This window comes from Puribacter membranae, assembly GCF_055380425.1.
On sequence record NZ_AP040167.1, the window covers coordinates 1,291,787 to 1,310,431 of the forward strand.

At 52.1% G+C, this 18,645-nt stretch carries 19 protein-coding genes; 4 read left to right on the forward strand and 15 right to left on the reverse strand.

The annotated features are described in order from the left end of the window. Positions 1 to 2 precede the first annotated feature (2 nt). Positions 3 to 1,163, forward strand: coding sequence for a glutathionylspermidine synthase family protein (locus ACZ41M_RS06280; RefSeq protein ID WP_464731980.1), 1,161 nt, complete (start codon positions 3 to 5; stop codon positions 1,161 to 1,163). Between the two features lie 8 nt (positions 1,164 to 1,171). Further along, entirely contained in the window at positions 1,172 to 1,570 is a 399-nt protein-coding gene (locus ACZ41M_RS06285) for a DUF350 domain-containing protein (RefSeq protein WP_464731979.1), read from the forward strand. 49 nt (positions 1,571 to 1,619) lie between these two features. On the opposite strand, the gene fdx is transcribed toward ACZ41M_RS06285, so the two are convergent. The 10 genes from fdx to ACZ41M_RS06335 form a co-directional block, all read right to left on the reverse strand. Further along, positions 1,620 to 1,961: an ISC system 2Fe-2S type ferredoxin gene (gene fdx, locus ACZ41M_RS06290; RefSeq protein WP_464731978.1), complete on the reverse strand. Its 342-nt coding sequence runs from the start codon at positions 1,959 to 1,961 to the stop codon at positions 1,620 to 1,622. A 15-nt stretch (positions 1,962 to 1,976) separates the two neighbouring features. Beyond that, complete coding sequence (gene hscA / locus ACZ41M_RS06295; RefSeq protein WP_464731977.1) at positions 1,977 to 3,872, reverse strand: Fe-S protein assembly chaperone HscA; 1,896 nt, start codon at positions 3,870 to 3,872, stop codon at positions 1,977 to 1,979. A gap of 6 nt (positions 3,873 to 3,878) precedes the next feature. Beyond that, complete coding sequence (gene hscB, locus ACZ41M_RS06300) at positions 3,879 to 4,367, reverse strand: Fe-S protein assembly co-chaperone HscB (protein WP_464731976.1); 489 nt, start codon at positions 4,365 to 4,367, stop codon at positions 3,879 to 3,881. A 38-nt stretch (positions 4,368 to 4,405) separates the two neighbouring features. Beyond that, positions 4,406 to 4,858 carry a methyltransferase family protein gene (locus tag ACZ41M_RS06305; protein ID WP_464731975.1) on the reverse strand — a complete coding sequence of 151 codons (453 nt, stop codon included), beginning with the start codon at positions 4,856 to 4,858 and terminating at the stop codon, positions 4,406 to 4,408. A 106-nt stretch (positions 4,859 to 4,964) separates the two neighbouring features. Beyond that, positions 4,965 to 5,288 (reverse strand): iron-sulfur cluster assembly protein IscA, encoded by a 324-nt coding sequence (gene iscA, locus ACZ41M_RS06310; protein ID WP_464731974.1) that lies wholly within the window; start codon positions 5,286 to 5,288, stop codon positions 4,965 to 4,967. Positions 5,289 to 5,300: 12 nt separating this feature from the next. Next, complete coding sequence (locus tag ACZ41M_RS06315) at positions 5,301 to 5,657, reverse strand: hypothetical protein (RefSeq protein WP_464731973.1); 357 nt, start codon at positions 5,655 to 5,657, stop codon at positions 5,301 to 5,303. Between the two features lie 25 nt (positions 5,658 to 5,682). Next, positions 5,683 to 6,066: a Fe-S cluster assembly scaffold IscU gene (gene iscU, locus ACZ41M_RS06320; RefSeq protein WP_464731972.1), complete on the reverse strand. Its 384-nt coding sequence runs from the start codon at positions 6,064 to 6,066 to the stop codon at positions 5,683 to 5,685. 42 nt (positions 6,067 to 6,108) lie between these two features. Continuing rightward, positions 6,109 to 6,393 (reverse strand): DUF2834 domain-containing protein, encoded by a 285-nt coding sequence (locus tag ACZ41M_RS06325; RefSeq protein WP_464731971.1) that lies wholly within the window; start codon positions 6,391 to 6,393, stop codon positions 6,109 to 6,111. 22 nt (positions 6,394 to 6,415) lie between these two features. Beyond that, positions 6,416 to 7,633 (reverse strand): IscS subfamily cysteine desulfurase, encoded by a 1,218-nt coding sequence (locus tag ACZ41M_RS06330; protein WP_464731970.1) that lies wholly within the window; start codon positions 7,631 to 7,633, stop codon positions 6,416 to 6,418. A gap of 68 nt (positions 7,634 to 7,701) precedes the next feature. Continuing rightward, on the reverse strand, positions 7,702 to 8,178 hold the full coding sequence (locus ACZ41M_RS06335) for an Rrf2 family transcriptional regulator (RefSeq protein WP_464731969.1): 477 nt from the start codon (positions 8,176 to 8,178) through the stop codon (positions 7,702 to 7,704). Positions 8,179 to 8,436: 258 nt separating this feature from the next. On the opposite strand from ACZ41M_RS06335, the gene metC reads away from it, so the two are divergent. Together metC and ACZ41M_RS06345 are read left to right on the forward strand one after the other, a co-directional pair. Continuing rightward, on the forward strand, positions 8,437 to 9,615 hold the full coding sequence (gene metC, locus ACZ41M_RS06340; RefSeq protein WP_464731968.1) for a cystathionine beta-lyase: 1,179 nt from the start codon (positions 8,437 to 8,439) through the stop codon (positions 9,613 to 9,615). Positions 9,616 to 9,830: 215 nt separating this feature from the next. After that, a complete protein-coding gene (locus ACZ41M_RS06345; RefSeq protein WP_464731967.1) occupies positions 9,831 to 11,396 on the forward strand; it encodes an HAD-IB family phosphatase in 1,566 nt (521 codons plus the stop codon). Between the two features lie 9 nt (positions 11,397 to 11,405). On the opposite strand, the gene gloA2 is transcribed toward ACZ41M_RS06345, so the two are convergent. From gloA2 to ACZ41M_RS06370, 5 genes are all read right to left on the reverse strand, one after another. After that, positions 11,406 to 11,795, reverse strand: coding sequence for an SMU1112c/YaeR family gloxylase I-like metalloprotein (gloA2, locus tag ACZ41M_RS06350; RefSeq protein ID WP_464731966.1), 390 nt, complete (start codon positions 11,793 to 11,795; stop codon positions 11,406 to 11,408). A 130-nt stretch (positions 11,796 to 11,925) separates the two neighbouring features. After that, positions 11,926 to 13,575 carry an electron transfer flavoprotein-ubiquinone oxidoreductase gene (locus ACZ41M_RS06355; protein ID WP_464731965.1) on the reverse strand — a complete coding sequence of 550 codons (1,650 nt, stop codon included), beginning with the start codon at positions 13,573 to 13,575 and terminating at the stop codon, positions 11,926 to 11,928. Positions 13,576 to 14,120: 545 nt separating this feature from the next. Then, a complete protein-coding gene (locus tag ACZ41M_RS06360) occupies positions 14,121 to 14,324 on the reverse strand; it encodes a hypothetical protein (RefSeq protein WP_464737487.1) in 204 nt (67 codons plus the stop codon). Between the two features lie 413 nt (positions 14,325 to 14,737). Beyond that, positions 14,738 to 17,815 (reverse strand): DUF927 domain-containing protein, encoded by a 3,078-nt coding sequence (locus ACZ41M_RS06365; protein WP_464731963.1) that lies wholly within the window; start codon positions 17,813 to 17,815, stop codon positions 14,738 to 14,740. Then, positions 17,808 to 18,404 (reverse strand): hypothetical protein, encoded by a 597-nt coding sequence (locus tag ACZ41M_RS06370; protein WP_464731962.1) that lies wholly within the window; start codon positions 18,402 to 18,404, stop codon positions 17,808 to 17,810. Before ACZ41M_RS06370 ends, ACZ41M_RS06365 begins: the two co-directional genes overlap by 8 nt. Positions 18,405 to 18,645 lie beyond the last annotated feature (241 nt).

The window sequence follows — 18,645 nt, forward strand, 5'->3', positions numbered from 1 at the left end:
TTATGATTCGTGAACCGCACACACCCCGCGTGAATTGGCAAACCAAAATGCAGGAGATCGGTTTTGGCTTTCACAGTATTGATGGCCTTTATTGGCAGGAAAGCTATGCCTATCGATTCACACCCGAACAAATTGATCTGATTGATGACGTCACGTTAGAACTTCATCAGATGTGTCTTGAGGTGGCTGGCGACTTAATCCGGCGAGGCGATCTGTCTCGTTTAGCCATTGAACAACGATGGCAAACCCATATCGAATCGTCGTGGGAAAAGCGCGAGCCGGGATTATTGGGTCGAATGGACTTGGCTTACGATGGTCATAATCCGCCTAAACTGCTCGAATACAATGCCGACACGCCAACTTCATTGATTGAGTCCAGTTTGGCTCAATGGTTATGGCTGAAAGATGTTCACCCCGAGGCAGACCAGTTCAATAGCCTGCACGAAAAGCTCATTGCCCGGTGGCAGTTCATCCGAAATTATTGGCAAAGTCATGGTTCGGCGACGCATCAGGACTCTTCCTTGCACTTTTTGGGGATTTATACGCAAGAAGAAGACGCTGTTCATTTGGATTACTTGCTGGATACCGCCGTGCAAGCCGGATTTGCCTGTAATTGGCTGAATATGGACAAAGTGGGCTGGGATGGTGAATACTTTGTTGACCACGAGGGTGCAGCCATAAAACACGCATTCAAGCTATACCCGTGGGAGTGGATGCTGCGCGATGAGTTCGCCCCACATTTATTTAATCCGCACATCCGATGGATTGAACCCGCATGGAAAATGCTGCTGTCCAACAAAGGATTTTTAGCTCATTTATGGCAAAAATACCCCAAACACCCCAATTTGCTGGCAACTCACTTTAGCCTCGCCGAATTGCCCCATGCTCACAGTACTGGTTATGCTCGAAAACCGCTGTTTTCACGCGAGGGTACCGGAATAGAACTGCATTTTCCAGACGGCAAACAAATCGTCGAATCCCTACAAGAGCCTCCTCATGGCTGGATTTATCAAACACTGTATCCTCTGCCTCGATTTGAAAACAGTTGGACGGTTATCGGCTCTTGGTTAGTCGGCGACGAGACCGCAGGAATGGGGATTCGTGAAGATATATCCCCCATTACCAAAGATACCAGCCATTTTTTACCGCATTATTTTAAATAGGATTTGCCATGCAAGCTTTAAGCACATTACCTAATTTTTTAATCTACCTTGTTAGTGCATTGGCCTGTTTGCTGTTGTTTGTCACCGTGTACATTCGCTTGACCCCTTTCCCAGAAATCAAGCTCATCCGCGAGGGAAATCACGCTGCAGCGACTGCTTTTATCGGCGCGTTGATCGGTTATGTTTTACCATTATCATCAGCCATTGCACACAGCACGGCACTCAATGATATGCTTATCTGGGCCTTGGTTGGTTTGGTGGTTCAATACAGTGCGCATTTAATCACCCGCCTTTTAATTCCGAATCTCAATCAAGATATCCGCAATAACAATCAAGCGATGGGGACAATCAGCGCCGGACTTTCTGTCGTTTTTGGCCTGCTCAATGCCGCGTGCATGGTCTACTAATTCGCTCGTATTGGCTAGCAGTTTGTCCACTTGCACAGTTAAAATGCCATCAATGATCACCCTCACTCGCATGATTGCGCGTGTATTTCGGTAATTCAATGGTGAGATCTTTGTCCGCAACGATGGCTTGGCACGACAGGCGCGATTGTGAGGTCAAACCCCACGCCATATCAAGCAGGTCTTCTTCTTGCTCTTCGATTTCATTGAGTGAGTTGTAGCCTTGACGCACGATGACGTGGCAGGTGGTGCAGGCGCAGACTTTTTCGCAGGCGTGTTCAATGTGTACGCCATTTTGCAGCAGGTTGTCGCAAATCGACATGCCCGCTTGGGCAACAAATTCTGTGCCATTCGGGCAAATATCGCTGTGCGGAAGTACGGTAATTTTAGTCATAGTCTTGTTTATCGCTTATAAGTTATCAATCGATTGCCCCGACAAGGCTTTGGCAATCGCTTTGTCCATGCGGCGGGCGGCGAAGTCTTCAGACGCATGCGAGAGCGCATCAAATGCGTTGTGCAGCTCGCTGATCGGCATGGTGTCGTTCTGCGCGGCAATGCGTGCCACTGCGTCAACCCGTGCGTTCAAATCGGTACGCTCGGACTCGTTCAGTAATTCACCGTCTTCCCTCATTGCACTGCGAATCGCTTCGATCATGCGTTGTGCCTCAACCGCGACTTCGCGCCATGCGCGCGCCTGCATGTCTTGTTTGGCATGTGCGTTGCCGTCGGTAAGCATTTGCGCAATCGCTTCGTCGGAAAGGCCATAGGAGGGTTTAACGGTGATTTCGGCTTGTACACCGCTGTTCATTTCGCGTGCAGACACGGTGAGTAAGCCGTCGGCATCGACTTGGTAGGTCACGCGCACCCGTGCTGCACCGGCAACCATCGGCGGAATCCCGCGCAATTCAAAACGCGCGAGCGAACGACATTCGGACACGAGTTCTCGCTCACCTTGTACGACGTGAATCGCCATGGCGGTTTGCCCGTCTTTGAAGGTGGTGAATTCCTGCGCACGCGCGACCGGCAGCGTGCTGTTGCGCGGAATGAGTTTTTCGGTCAGGCCGCCCATGGTTTCCACGCCCAAGGACAGTGGAATTACGTCGAGCAGCAGCCAGTCGTCGTCCGCTGTGCGATTTCCCGCGAGCAAATTCGCCTGCATTGCCGCGCCGAGCGCGACCACTTGATCAGGGTCAAGGTCGTTCAGCACGGGGCAGGACACATGTGCGGCAACTGCGCGTTGGACATTGAGCATGCGCGTTGCACCGCCCACCATGACCACGCCTTGTAAATCGGCGCTGGAGAGTTTCGCTTGCGCGAGCGCTTCGTCCAGCACGCGGATGGTTTTGTCCACCAGATGTTTGCTCATTTCAAAAAATTGCGCTTGACTGAGCATCAGGTTGACCACATGACCGTCGGATAAGTTCGCGCGAATCGATGTCACGCCTTTGGTCGTCAATGCCTCTTTCGCCGCGCGACTTTTGGCTTGCAGCAGTTTCACGTCCTGCGCGCTAAGATCTGCATCAATCGCGGACAAATGCGCCTGCTCCAGAATCCAACAATACACGCGGTGATCAAAATCATCTCCGCCGAGCGCGGTGTCACCGTGTGTGGCGAGTACCTCGAATACGCCTTTGCTCAGTTTCAAAATAGACACGTCAAACGTCCCACCACCCAAATCGTATACGGCGAACACGCCTTCCTTGGCCTCGCTGCCCTCGGCGTTGTCCAAACCATAGGCAATCGCCGCCGCAGTCGGTTCATTGAGCAAACGCAAGACATTCAGCCCGGCGATTTGCGCCGCGTCTTTGGTCGCTTGGCGTTGCGCATCGTCAAAATATGCAGGTACAGTGATGACAGCACCGACCAATTCGCCACCCAGCGCCGACTGCGCGCGCTGGTTCAATGCATTCAAAATATCCGCCGATACCTGCACGGGGCTTTTCACGCCTTGTGCAGTTTGTACGCTGACCATGCCCGGCGTGTCCACCAATACATAACCTGCGGAAGGTAACTCACGCGCATCCGCATAACCGCGCCCCATCAGCCGTTTGACCGAGCCGATGGTATTTTTCGGATCGCTGCTCTGGCGTGCTTGCGCCTCCACCCCGACAATGGTTTGCTCAGGAGAATAATGCGCCACCGAAGGCAACATCGCTCGTCCCGCTTCGTCTGTCAATACCTGCGGAAAGCCGTGACGCACCGTCGCCACCAATGAGTTGGTTGTGCCCAGATCAATGCCGACTGCCAAACGGTGTTCGTGCGGAAGCGTGGATTCGCCGGGTTCGGAAATTTGTAATAGTGCCATGAATAATTATTGAGTTGAGCTTGGCAACTGCGCCAAGAAATTTTCGATAAATTGATACTTCGCCAAGGTCTGCGCCACGCCATTCCAGTTATGCGCCGCGCTGTGTTCGGATAATTGCGCCAATGCCTGTTCATGTTCGGCCAAAACTTCACTGCGCACGCTGTCGGATTGGCCTTCTTCCAGCGCTTCGCGCCATTCCATCTGTCGCATCAAAAAAGCAGGCGGCAGTGGTACGCGTGCCTCTTGCTCGGCCAACTCCGGCGCATGCAATTGAAGCAAATATTGCGCACGGTTCACCGGCGATTTGAGCGTGTCGAACGCCTCGTTCGCAAACGTTGCCCATTGCAGCGCCATGCGCTGCTCGACTGCGCTTTTGTTGGCAAACTGATCGGGATGCACGCGCGCGATCACTGCACGATGGCGCGCGGCCAAATCCGCAGGATCAATCTGAAACGACACCGGCAACTGGAATAACTCGAAATAATTTTGTTTCATACGTTCAGCAAGTACACCTTTTTATAGTCCATGGTTCATCAATAATAGTTGCCGAACCAGCGGCGGGTTCTGCGTTTATACACTTCAAAATCCACCGCAAAAGCACTTTGGATGATTTTTTCTTCGCGCGGAATCACGTAAAAATCCATGATGACAAAATACGCCAGCGTGAATATCAGCAATCGCGGCTGCATCGCCATCAGCGGAATGACGAATAAAATCAACAACATCCCTAAGTAAATCGGGTTGCGCGTATAACGGTACAAACCGCTGGTAACCAATTTTTGCGGGGTACGCCCCGGATGCACAGTGGTTTTGCGCCACAGCAACGTCAACGCGCCTGCCAACAGCAACAATAAACCCACCGCAAAAATCGACACCGCGACCAGACCGATCGGGCGCGCGAGGATCAATGCGAACGAGGGATAACGGCCAAACACGTATTGTCCGGCCAATAAAGCGAGCATGAGGAAAAACGGTTGAATATTCATAATGCGCTATTTTTCTGCCAAACCAACGAAATCAACTAAACCGACTCAACCCACTGAGCTGAACGCGACCAAAGCCACGCCGTAGCTTCGCCCCCCCATCGTCTCGTTACACCGTGAAGGACTCACCGCAACCGCACTCGTCTTTGACGTTCGGGTTATTGAATTTAAAGCCCTCGTTCAGTCCTTCGCGCACAAAATCCAGCTCCGTGCCATCAATATACGGCAGACTTTTCGGATCAACCAACAGCTTCACGCCGAAGGATTCAAACACTTGATCATCGCCCTCTACCGCATCGGCGTATTCCAACTTATACGCCATGCCCGAGCAGCCGGTGGTTTTCACGCCGAGACGCAAACCCACGCCTTTGCCGCGTTTGGTCAAAAAGTTTTGTACATGCGTTGCCGCCGCTTGTGTCATGCTCACTGACATGGTGTACTCCGTTTACTTTAACACTGGGTAATTCTTAATTCGACAGGGTTGCGGATGGCCATCATTTTTACAAATACCGTCCAAATACTGATAGCGTATTTTCCACTGCTGGCCGATGCGAGGCCATTGCTTGCGCGGCAGTTCGGCCTGCCAATCGCGCGTACTGGGCCTAAAGGCAATGTAATCACCCTCTGCCGGACATTCGGTCTCCGGTTTTTCCGTGACACGCTTCACATGCAACACTTCGGCATGGATTTGACCGAATTTGTGATCAAACACGTGTAGGGTCAAATCGCACTTCTGCCACGTCGCTGCTTGCGCCCAACAGGGCGCAATCGCAGCAACCAGCAACAGCCCAACGCGCCGCATCACCGCTCACTTCACCGTTACGTCATCAGGCAGAGTGTTTGGCCTTGTAATCCGCCACTGCCGCCTTGATCGCGTCCTCTGCCAAAATCGAGCAGTGGATTTTCACCGGTGGCAATGCCAACTCCTCAGCGATGTGTGAGTTTTTGATTTCCAAAGCCTGATCCACGGTTTTGCCCTTCACCCACTCGGTCACAAGCGAAGATGAGGCGATTGCCGAGCCGCAACCATAGGTTTTGAATTTCGCGTCTTCGATCACGCCCTGCTCATTGACCTTGATTTGCAGCTTCATCACGTCGCCACACGCCGGAGCACCGACCATGCCGGTACCCACGCTGTCATCGCCCTTGTCAAACGCGCCAACATTGCGTGGGTTTTCGTAGTGATCCATTAATTTATCTGAGTATGCCATTTTGAACTCCTTTTCTGTTCTCTATTCCATTCATCGTATGAGTCAACTGCGTTTGCTTTGACGATAAAGCAAATACAGCAAAGGACCAAACGAGCCAATCAACAAGGTAATTACCAGCCACGGCCATTGATTAATGCCTTTGGCTTTCGCATCCTGCCACATCCACACCAAAAACAAACCCAGTGCGATGGCCAAATCCGCCAACACCTGTAGCCCTGCGGTATTGGCCAACTGATAGGTCAGAATCCCCGTCGCGCCATGCTGCGCTACCGCCAGCGCGGTCAATGCTGCAAAAGCTAAAGTAACGATCCACAATAGTGCTTTCATAGTCATCTTCCCACCGTATGACTTAATGCGCGGCCCATTCGACCGTATTCAGATCGATGCCCTCTTTGTACATTTCCCATAGCGGTGAAAGCTCGCGCAGCTTGCCGATTTTTTCTTGCAACAGTTTCACCACAGCGTCAATTTCCGCTTCGGTTGTGAAACGCCCGACCGAAAAACGAATCGAGGAGTGCGCCAATTCATCCGAGCGACCCAAAGCGCGCAGCACATACGACGGCTCCAATGAGGCTGAGGTACAGGCCGAACCGGACGATACCGCCACATCCTTGATCGCCATCATCAGCGATTCGCCCTCGACGAAGTTGAAGCTGACATTCAAATTGTGCGGGACGCGTTGCGTCATGTCGCCATTGATATGCACCTCTTCCATCGTGGATAAGCCTGCCCACAGACGATCGCGCAAGGCTTTGATGCGTGCGCTTTCTTCATCCATCTCCTCTTTGGCGATGCGGAAGGCCTCACCCATACCAACGATTTGATGCGTGGCCAAAGTACCCGAACGCATACCGCGCTCATGGCCACCACCGTGCATTTGCGCTTCCAGACGCACACGTGGTTTACGGCGTACGTACAGCGCACCAACGCCTTTCGGACCGTAGGTTTTGTGCGCGGAAAAGCTCATCAAATCAACTTTGAGTTTTTGCAAATCAATCGCCACTTTACCCGTGGCTTGCGCCGCATCCACATGGAAAAACACGCCTTTGTCGCGGCACAACTCACCAATCGCCTCGACGTCCTGAATCACGCCGATTTCGTTATTGACCATCATCACCGAGACCAAAATGGTGTCGGGACGAATCGCGGCTTTAAGCACGTCCAAATCAATCAGACCGTTTTCCAGCACATCCAAATAGGTCACTTCAAAACCTTTACGCTCCAATTCGCGCGCGGTATCGAGAATCGCTTTGTGCTCGGTTTTCACCGTGATGATGTGTTTGCCACGGTCTTGATAAAACTCGGCGATGCCTTTGAGCGCGAGGTTGTTCGACTCGGTCGCTCCGGAGGTAAACACGATCTCGCGCGGGTCCGCATTGACCAATGCGGCCACTTGCGCACGCGCCTCTTCGACCGCCTCTTCTGCTTCCCAGCCATACGGGTGCGAGCGCGAAGCAGGGTTGCCAAAATGCTCGGTAATGTACGGAATCATTTTCTGCGCCACACGCGGGTCAGTCGGCGTGGTCGCCGAGTAGTCCATATAAATCGGCATGACTTTTGTATTCATAAACAGCTTCCTTCACTTAGTCGTTATATCGTTGTTGTATTGTGGTTGCATCTTTTTTATGAGCTTGCTCACACTGCGGCGTTGCTCATCATGGTTTTGCGCTTGTTCAAGCGTTGCGCACTTTCGTGTAACTCATTGCGCTGATTCTGCTCGCGCACCAGATCGGCCAAAGACACCGACGAGAGGTAATTGAACATTTTTCGGTTCAAATCCATCCACAGATGATGCGTCATGCATTTTTGACCGCCCTTACAGTCCTCTTTACCCTCACATTGGCGCGCATCCATCGGCTCGTCTACCGCGACGACAATATCAGCCACCGTAATCTCGGACATCGGCCGCGCCAAGGTATAACCACCACCCGGACCGCGAACACTATTCACCAGACCGAATCGACGCAATTTGCCAAACAACTGCTCCAAATAGGACAGAGAAATTTCCTGCCGCTCGGCGACCGCCGACAGGCTGACGGGCGAATCGCCCTCGGCCAAAGCCACGTCCAACAGTGCGGTAACGGCAAAGCGTCCTTTGGTGGTGAGTCTCATGGTGTTCTCCTGTTATATATAGACACTGTATCGGGTAATTCACCAGACCAGATTCATCGGTATAAAACCCGATCAACCCAACCGTTTTGGCGACTTTTCGCTACAATGTTGCTGTGTGTTTTTCCCATTCAATACCCAGTCAATTGAACGGGTATTAACATTGAGGCAGATTCTAACATAAATCCGATAAAATTACTCGGGTATTAAAATATTTTTTACAAAAAGACCACCCTTCATCTCACTACGCAGACCACCACTATGAGCCGCAAAAATCCAAACACCCTGTGCGCTACCCAAGCCCGCGATACCGACAGCATTCACATGGCCAACCCGCCGCTGTATCAAGGCTCCACCATTATTTATAAACACGTCGCAGATTTGGCCAAAGCGCACCACGAATACGAGAGCGGCGCAGAGAGCTATACCTACGGCCGCAAAGGCACGCCGACCTCATTGGCGCTGTGCGAAGCACTGGCCGAGCTCGAAGGCGGCCATCGCGCCTATCTATGCCCATCGGGATTGGCCGCCCTGTCCACCGCCCTGTTATCGCAACTGAGCACAGGCGATCATGTGCTGATGGTGGATACCGCTTACGGTCCGACACGCCAATTGTGTGACGATCTGCTCAAACGTTATGGTGTGAGCACAACCTACTATGACCCACTGATTGGGTCGGGTATTGAGGCACTCATCCAAGCGAATACACGTGTGATTTTCCTCGAAAGCCCGGGTTCGCTCACTTTGGAAATCCAAGATGTTCCCGCCATCACCGCCATCGCGCGCCAGCACAACATCACCACCATCATTGACAACACTTGGGCAACACCATTGTATTTCAAAGCTTTCGAGCACGGCGTGGACATCGTGGTACAAGCCGTGACCAAATACCTTGGCGGCCACTCCGACGTTCTCATGGGTGCGGTCATCGCCAACGAGCGTACCTACAAGAGCGTGCGCAACACCGCCCATCAAACCGGTCAATTTGCCGGCGGCATGGACATCGCGCTGGTCTTGCGCGGTTTACGCACTTTGCCAGTGCGCCTGCGCGAACACGAGCGCAACGCCCTGCGCATCGCGCAATGGTTCGAATCGCAAGACGCGGTAGAGCGGGTGATTCACCCTGCGCTGTCATCGCATCCGCAACACGCACTGTGGCAACGCGACTTTCTCGGCGCCAGCGGCCTATTCACCGTCGTTTTCAAAGCCCACTACACCCCCGCGCAAATCAACGCGATGGTTGAGCGCTATCAATACTTCGGCATTGGTTACAGCTGGGGCGGTTTCGAGTCACTCGCCCTGGCTGTACACCCGAATCACCTGAACCAAGTTCGTACCGCCACCCAAGTCGGTCCGCAATCCATGGTGCGCTACCAAATCGGACTGGAGGATGTTTTCGACCTGCAGCAAGACCTGGAGCAAGCGCTCAAAACGTTGTAACAGCGCTAACCCATTCAAAAGCACATCACACAAAATCAGGCATTTCGCCTGATTTTGTATTTAAAATTCATCAATTCGTCATAAAAATAATCAAAATTTTTGTTTGACCTATCGACAAAAAGTATTTAGACTGCGACCTCCTCTGCGCGCATTTGTGTGTGTTGTTTTTCCACCGTGTTCACGTTTGACTGTGACACGATACAAAGGAGCGAGCTATGAGTCGATATTCGGTCTCCGCATTCCCAATTACCAGCCCTCTCGCACTATTCAAGCTGGGCGATTTATTCAAAAACATCCAAAGCCTTTTCACACGAAAACAAGCAAACCCCACTGACGACATGCCGAAAGAGCCTATTTCCGGCACTGTGTCCGTGGTCATTCCCGCGCTGAATGAAGCCAAGCGAATTGCCGAGGTGGTGCAATACGCTCTATCAGACCCCGCCACCGGCGAGGTCATCGTGGTCGATGACTGCTCAATAGATCAAACCGCCGAACTGGCACGAGCGGCAGGCGCACAGGTCATCACCAGCTCGATGTTGGGCAAAGGTGCATCCATGCAGGATGGCATTGCGATTGCGCAATACGACATCATTGTTTATTTAGATGGTGATTTGACCGGACTGCGTCCCAACATCATTTCCGATCTGATTCGCCCGATCGTGGAAGAAGGCAAAGACTTTATCAAAGCGCGCTTTGGCCGCAGCGGCGGCAGAGTGACCGAATTGACCGCCAAGCCGATGCTCAAACTTTTTTTCCCTGAGTTGAGTGAATTTTCACAGCCTTTAGGCGGCATCATCGCCGTGAAAAAATCCCTACTGAATCAACTGCATTTTGAGGATGGTTACGGTGTGGATATCGGCCTACTGATTGACACCAATATCGCCGGAGCACAATTGGCTCAAGTAGACATTGGCGGATTGGAACATGATAGCCAAACCTTGCATAGCCTTAGCTTCATGGCGCAAGAAGTCAGCCGCGTGATTTTGGAACGCGCCAAAGCGCAAGGCCGTTTGAGCATAGACCAAATCATGTCTATTTTTGAACTCCAGCGACAAAACCAGACCCATATTGACCGAGTTCTGGAAAAGCTCAGTGATTGCAACAAGCTGGTTCTACTGGATATGGATGGCACAATTACCCAAGAACGCTTTGTAATTGAACTGGCGAAAAAAGTCGGATGCATGGATCAACTGTCCGAACTGCTGGACACGCAAGTGGTGGACTCAGCCACCCGCAGCCAAAGCATCATTCAACTATTTCGCTTCACCCACAAAAGCCAGTTCGAACAAGTCGCGCGCGAACTTCCTTTGCGTGATGGCGTGATCCAAGCGGTGAACGAATTGCGCCGGCGTGGCTACAAAGTGGGCGTGGTCAGCGACAGTTATTTTGTAGCAGCGGAAATTATCCGCCGACGTATCTTTGCTGATTTTGCTTTGGCACATGTGGTGATGTTCGACAACGGCGTTTGCCAAGGCACGCTATCGCTCAATGCTGCATTTTCACACGACGACGGCTGCAAACAACATACACTGTGCAAAAGCAATGTACTGCGTCACATCATCGATCAAAGTCCACAGCTCGCCAATGGCCAAACCATCGCGATCGGCGACAATTTGAATGACCTGTGTCTGCTACAGCAAGTTGATCAAGGCTACACCATTGAACCGAAACACCCGGACATGCACCAAGACAAGCTGATTGAAATTCACAACTTTAACGAACTGATCCGGCACATGAGCCAAAATCAACCTTATCCTTTGGATACTGAGCATCAAGTGTAAATTCGCCGATCACAGCTCATACAGCTCCAGCGGCAAACCATCGGGATCGGTGAAAAACACAAATCGCCGCCCTGTGAACTCATCCACGCGGATATCCTGCACCGCCACACCGGCCGCAGTCAATTGCGCCGCGCAGCGCGCCACATCTGCAACCGAAAAAGCCAAATGCCGCAAACCGCAGGCCTCCGGATATGACGGTCGTGCGGGCGGATCGGGAAAGGAAAACAGCTCGATTTGCGCGCCGTCAGGCAAAACCAAATCCAATTTATATGAATCGCGCTCCGCACGGTAGTTCTCGGCCAACACACGCAAGCCCAAAATCTCGGTGTAAAAATGTTTGGACACCGCGTAATCCGAACAAATGATCGCCGCGTGGTGAATGCCTTGTAGATTCAGCATATCAGCTCCTATAGGTCATGCGTTTGAGTGTGCATTGAGTGTGCACTTTAGCGCTCATTGTACCGAGATTAACGCCGATTAAAAGAAAAACGGCGCATCTGAGTGCGCCGTCTTCATACGAACATTTCGATTACATATTACCGTAGTTCGGACCACCCGAACCTTCCGGTGTGACCCACACGATGTTTTGCGTTGGATCTTTGATGTCACAGGTTTTGCAATGCACGCAGTTTTGCGCATTGATTTGCAAACGCTCGCCCTCAGGGCTGTTTGCATCCTCGACGAACTCATACACACCCGCCGGACAATAGCGCGCTTCCGGTCCTGCGTAGATTTTCCAGTTCACGTTGACCGGTACGCTCGGATCTTTCAGCGTCAAATGCGCCGGTTGGTTTTCCTCGTGGTTGGTATTGGACAGGAACACCGATGAGAGGCGGTCAAACGTCAATTCGTTGTCTGGTTTCGGATAAACAATCGGTGCGCATTGCGCCGCTGGCAACAGGCATTCGTGATCGGCCTTAGTGCGGTGAATGGTCCATGGAATATTACCGCCGAGCAATTTTTGCTCGATACCGGTCATCAATGTACCCACCGTGCGGCCTTTTTTGAACCATTGTTTGAAGTTGCGCGCACGCCAGAGCTCTTCTTTCAACCAGGATTGCTCAAATGCTTCTTCATACGTCGGCAGTTCGTCACGCTCACGTCCTACTGCCAACGCTGGCGCGATGGCTTCAGCGGCCAACATGCCGGTTTTGATTGCGGCGTGCGAGCCTTTGATGCGCGAGGCGTTCAAGAAACCGGCGTCACAGCCGACCAAGACACCACCTTTGAAATACAGTTTTGGCAAGGACAAAATCCCGCCCGCCGTAATCGCACGCGCGCCGTAGCTGATGCGTTTACCGCCTTTGAGGTATTTGGCAATCGCCGGATGGGTTTTAAAGCGTTGGAATTCTTCAAACGGTGACAGATACGGATTGGCATAGTCCAAACCGACGATCTGACCGATGGCAATTTCATTGTTGTCCATGTGGTACATGAATGCGCCACCGTAGGTGTCGGATTCCAACGGCCAACCCGCAGCATGCACGACCAAACCTTCTTTGTGCTGCTCCGCAGGCACTTGCCACACTTCTTTGATACCAATGCCGTAAGCTTGCGGATCTTTACCCGCGTTCAAGTCAAATTTGCTCATCAAACGCTTGCCCAGATGACCGCGCGCACCTTCGGCGAATATGGTGTATTTCGCGTGCAACTCCATGCCCGGTTGATATTGACTCGTCGGCTGACCGTCTTTGCCAATACCCATATCACCCGTTACCACGCCTTTCACCGCGCCGTTTTCATCGTACAGCACATCCGCAGCGGCAAAGCCCGGATAGATTTCAACGCCCGCCGCCTCGGCCTGCTCGCCCATCCAGCGAACGACATTGGCCAAACTGACAATATACGCCCCATCATTGTGGAAACATTTAGGCAACAGCCACAGCGGTGTCGATTTCACACCTGTTTCCGACAAGAACAAAAACTCATCCGCCGTCACCGGCACATTCAACGGCGCGCCCAGCTCTTTCCAGTTCGGGAACAACTCATTCATCGCGATCGGATCCATCACCGCACCCGACAAAATATGCGCGCCCAACTCAGAACCTTTATCAATCAAACACACATTGATGTCGGCGTTCAACTGCTTCAGGCGAATTGCCGCCGCCAAACCGGCCGGACCACCGCCCACGACCAAGACATCATATTCCATCACATCGCGCTCGATGTTCGTATCCATACGGCTCTCCTAAAAAAATCAGTACCAAAAGTGATCAATCACTCTGCTGTGAAGCCAGCGCATCAAAAACGCGCACAAAATTGCTCCATGATTGCAAACAGTCCAGTATCTTACCATACTCACCTAAATAGGCAATAAAAGAACGACCGTTCTTTTAATTTTTTACACAGAGACATGGCAATCACGCGTCATTCGCCTTGCGCCATTTTCACGGCCCCAATCAAACCAGCAAACATAAAATGACGCTTTTTTAACGCCAAACAACTACCCAAGCGTCCTCCACAAACGACAAAAAACCCCGAAAACGCAGTGTTTATCGGGGTTTGCTTGCTAACCAGTGGTGTCTCTGGTCATAAAATTGGTGCAGGAGAAGCCCTGAACATTGACCTAAAAACCACTGTTTACAAGGGGCTTGATTCAAACCTTGCAAAAGTTACCAACAAAGTTACCAACAAATTGAAATCCACCCCCCTATTTTGATCCAAAAACCGACCTCAACCGCACCCAAAAAACAGGTGAACGAAACACCCCGCCACGTTCAAATACTATCTAAAACTCACCTTAATAATCCCAAGGACAAAGCGGGGGATTTTGTCACTTTTCCAACTTTTCACAGTCTGAACCAGTCCAAAAACCGAATCACCGGCCATTGAGCCCATCACGCACGCCCCAAACGCACCCAAAAACCGCAATACCTCTAAAACCCGCGTCAATTCAGTGTTTAGACACACAAACCCAGTAAAGTTCACGGTTGGAATGAAGCGAAACGACAAAAACCCAGTTAATTAGCGGCCTCCAGAGGTTTTTTAGCTTTCCATGATTTTTGCCATTGGCTACCTGCTTAATTTTTCTGGAACACTGGAACACGCCCTAAAAATCGCTCTGAAACCCGCATAAATAGGGCGTTTAGCGTGTTCCAAAACGCTCTGGAACAGTGGTCTAAAATTCTGGAACACTGGAACAGATTTTCACTCTTTGGAATGAGGGTGGGGGTTGAAATTTCTCAGGTTTTGGAATTGGTGAAATCTACGAAATAGAACCCCCGATTGCTTATCCAAACACCGACATACACACCCAGTACCCCCATCAGCATAGCGACACACGACCATACAGAAAAACGCACCCAATGGATGCGCTTTTGTCTATGGCGACACTGACCACGCTACTCAATCACCGAAGTCTTGAATACATAGCATCGTTGCGTGTCCTTATGGGCAGGAAATCGTACCTTTGAAGCGGCCTCTTTGCCATCCTTACCACCCCCTTGAATAATGCCACGCTCCAATAACAGTCGCGCTACCGTTTTATGATTGTAGCCTTTGCATATTTCCTGCTCAAACACTTCACGCATCACGTACCAGCTCATAAAACAACTTTCCTTATTATCTACCCATGTTTCTTGTCCATCCTCAAGCTCTTTTACGTAGGTCTTGGCCGGTTTGCCATTTTGATCGACCAGCCGCTTATAGCCCGCCATATTTGACGTTTTCGGCGAACGGTCATCCATCACCCTATGCCACCACTCAAAACGTGAGTTTTGATGCGCTTCAAACCACGCCCGTACCTGTACCAAGGCCTTTGTTTCCTCCGAGTTACCCGCACCGCCACGCTCACTTAACCAATCCTCGAAACACATAAACGCCGCTACCTCAGCCTCTCCTTGTTTCCAGCCGGTCACGCCTGCCCGTGTCGCCAACTCACCCGCCACGGCCACCAATGCAAAGCGCTGTACCACCCGCGCCACCTGACCATGTGCGCCCGCCGGTGTCCATTCTTTTGTTAGTCGGTCAATATCGGCACGTACGCCATCCCTGATTGTGTCTAATTGCGGCTGTAACCACTCGATGAAGGCAATACCCGCCGTACCGTAATATTTTCGCGTGACTTGCTTTAGGCGGTCACTCATGGCCGCACCCTCTGCACCACTGTACCGTTCAAATATACTGCCTTGCCCGCCGTCCGCTTCGTTCACATTCGCACGGATATTCACCAGCCGCGTTTCCTGCCCCGCTTTGATGGTCTTGCCGTTTTCATCCATGATATCGGCCAAACTCTTTTCACCATTGGACAAATAGATTAAACGCCACTCAAGCAAAGGGTTAACACTACGAGCCGTACGCACCGAACGCCCCTTGCCATTTTCGTTGCCAAACATATACACGACCTGACCAATGTCTTTCACGTCTGCTTGTCCGATTTCATCTAATACCAGCAAAGTATCGTTGTATTGTGACGCTGTGGCTTCCAATGCGGTGCTGGTGTTATACCAAGTTTTCATGAATTTGTTCGAGCCGAATACCGACGATGCGACGTATAGCATGGTGGATTTACCAATCGAACTTTCACCGACAAAATGAAATCCGCCAGATGTGACCCCCGTAGGCTCTAACAACACACCGGCAAAAGCACAGGCAATGGCAAACACCACGCGCGAATTGCCCGCGCACGGTTGCGCTACATGCTCTATCCATTCGGCCAATGCGCCCGATTGTTTGAAAGGTGATCGCCAGATTGTTTCTGATTGAAGCAATATACGCTCGTCCTCCGGCTCGCCAATCGTCCAATCAGGCAAGACAAATGCCCCTTTAAACCAGCCCACACGCTCAGTACAAAAGGCATAGGTATAAACGGAACAATCCCTTATATAACGGCTCAGTAACTGGCGTGCCTCATGGCTGGTACTCATTTCAAGCCCTGCATCAAACAAGTTTTCACGAATAGCCACGCCATCACCCGCCAGCATCCGAGCAGGTAAAACCCACTTTTTAGGCGCACCTAAAGGATCGCTAAACTCCAAGAGAAGCCCCCAGCCATGCCCGTGTTCATCACGAACTTTAGCCGTAACCCGCAACGGGGTACAAACCCATTGAGGCCTTTTTACCTCGCCCCGATTGTCTAACCCGTGATACCAAACCCCCTTATCGTCACAGGTGAAATGCGAGCCACCGACAAAACGGCCATTACTGCCGCGCCCTGCGGTGGCTACGCCGTTCTGTGCGTTGTTTTGTGTGTCTTCCTTGGTGTTGACCTTGGTTTCACTTTTGGGCGTGCGTGGCGGGCTTTCCTGCGGTTCTGTGGACGTGTCCGACGGTGACACATTGGCCGCCTCTGCATAGGCTTCTACGGGAACAGCGTCATCGGTGTGCATCGGTTCAGCCTGTGCAGGGGAGGGCGTGGAGGGTGGCGCGGGTGCAGGTACAAACGCATCCAGACAGGCCATAATCTGAGCCTTGACCGCTTCAAGCCCCGCATCACCCAAACGCACGCCCAAATCGTTGAAATCCGATTCATCCGCTTCCAAACCATCGGGAATGCACACCATCGCACCGGCCAACGCCGCCGCTTTGTGCGCCGCCTCCACGCCGGTATTGTGGCCGGTCTTGGTTTCGGTTTCGGTGTCGTTATCCGCGCATATCAACATCCGCGCCGCTGGGTAGGATTGTCGTAATGCCAGACAGACAGGAGCAAGGTTGCCCGCATCAAAAGCCACCGCCACAGGGTAGCCCGTGGCCTCGTACAATGTGGCCGCCGTAGCGTAACCCTCAGCCACCAGCAGGATATCAACCTCGACCGTACCGGCATTATTTACGACCGCGTCATTAACACCGCCAATCATGTGCCACAGGCCGGATTTACGACCGCCCTTTAAAAACAACTTCACCCCATCCGGCTGAATCCGTTGCAGATTCCACAATGTGCCTGCACCATCACGCACCGGCACGAGGATATTGTACGCACTGCCCGCCCGCTCAAATCGCACGCCGTGCGCCTTCACCTGTTTGCGTCCGAGGTAGAGGCTGGGGGCGTGCTCAATCGCATTGCTCCAGAGGGTTTGCGCTTCGTTTTGGGAGCGGCTGTGGGCTTTTGCCGTCGCCTTGGCCTCACGTTCGGCCTGTGCTTGTCGTTCGGCTTCACGCTGTGCCAATGCCTCAGCGGTCAGCATCGAGGCCGGCGCGTTACTGGCCTGCCCTTTAGGGTCAAAGCCGCGTTGTTTCGCCTCGTGTATCAGTGAGCCGATACCGACACGGCCACCGGCGCGTATACTTTTCCAGCGCGTTTTACAGGCCTTTGCATCGTAGTTGGCCGCCGTCGCGCTCCATTCATCCCAGAGGCTGAACCCTTCTTCGCCATACTCGGATTTCAAGGCCATGCCGCACTTGACCCACAGCGCGGTATCGGACGCATCCAGACAGGCCAACGCCCGCCGCGCGGTTTCCATCGTTACGGGATAGTTACGCATGAGCCTCCCGTTGGTTTCGTTCATCATGCACGACATCCGGCAAAGCGAACCATTGCGGCCGTGCCAGCACGTATTCAATCATGCTGTTCACTTCAAATGCCAGTCGCTCAAATACCGTCGGTTCGCTCCACAGCCATTCAGCCGTACATTGCGCCGCATCGAAACTCACTTCAATATCAATATAATCATCATGAACGCGGGTAGAGAATAGATAGCCCTGCGGGTGCTCAATCACCGTGCGGCCATGCCATGCACGGCGCTCTTCATTGGCCTCATTGACCAGCGCACCCATCAGCAAAGCCCGCGCCTGCGCGTCGGTGAAATCCTGCCCTCGCACCGCATAGGATACGCCGTGTGAATTGGTGAATTGAATCGCTGACCGTTGGCCGTCCTTGACTTGGCTGTAAATCGCCACCGACAACACCACCATACCATCACCCCCCGAACGGTCTACCGTGATAACACCAGCGTCTAAGGCACGGGCAATACTGCCCACGGGCGTGATGTGGTTGGCTGAACTCAGTACAGCCGCAGAATTTTGAACAGAGGATTGAGCTTGTGCAGACGCACGAGAAATTGATTTAGGCATGATGCCCTCCTTGTGTTTTTAGATTGAAGACCGCCAATAAAAAGCGGGGGTGCTCTAAACTGCACAAGACAGCGGGGGGATTACTCCTTACCCACACCCCCAAAGACTGCATATCCACCCGCACATTTTGGGCGTATGGATAGAATGAGGGTACAACAAAACCGCCATTATCAGGGGCGGGGCACTGCTTGTGTTTTTTAGAAATTAAATTGTAACGTAAATTCATAATGACGTACTTCCT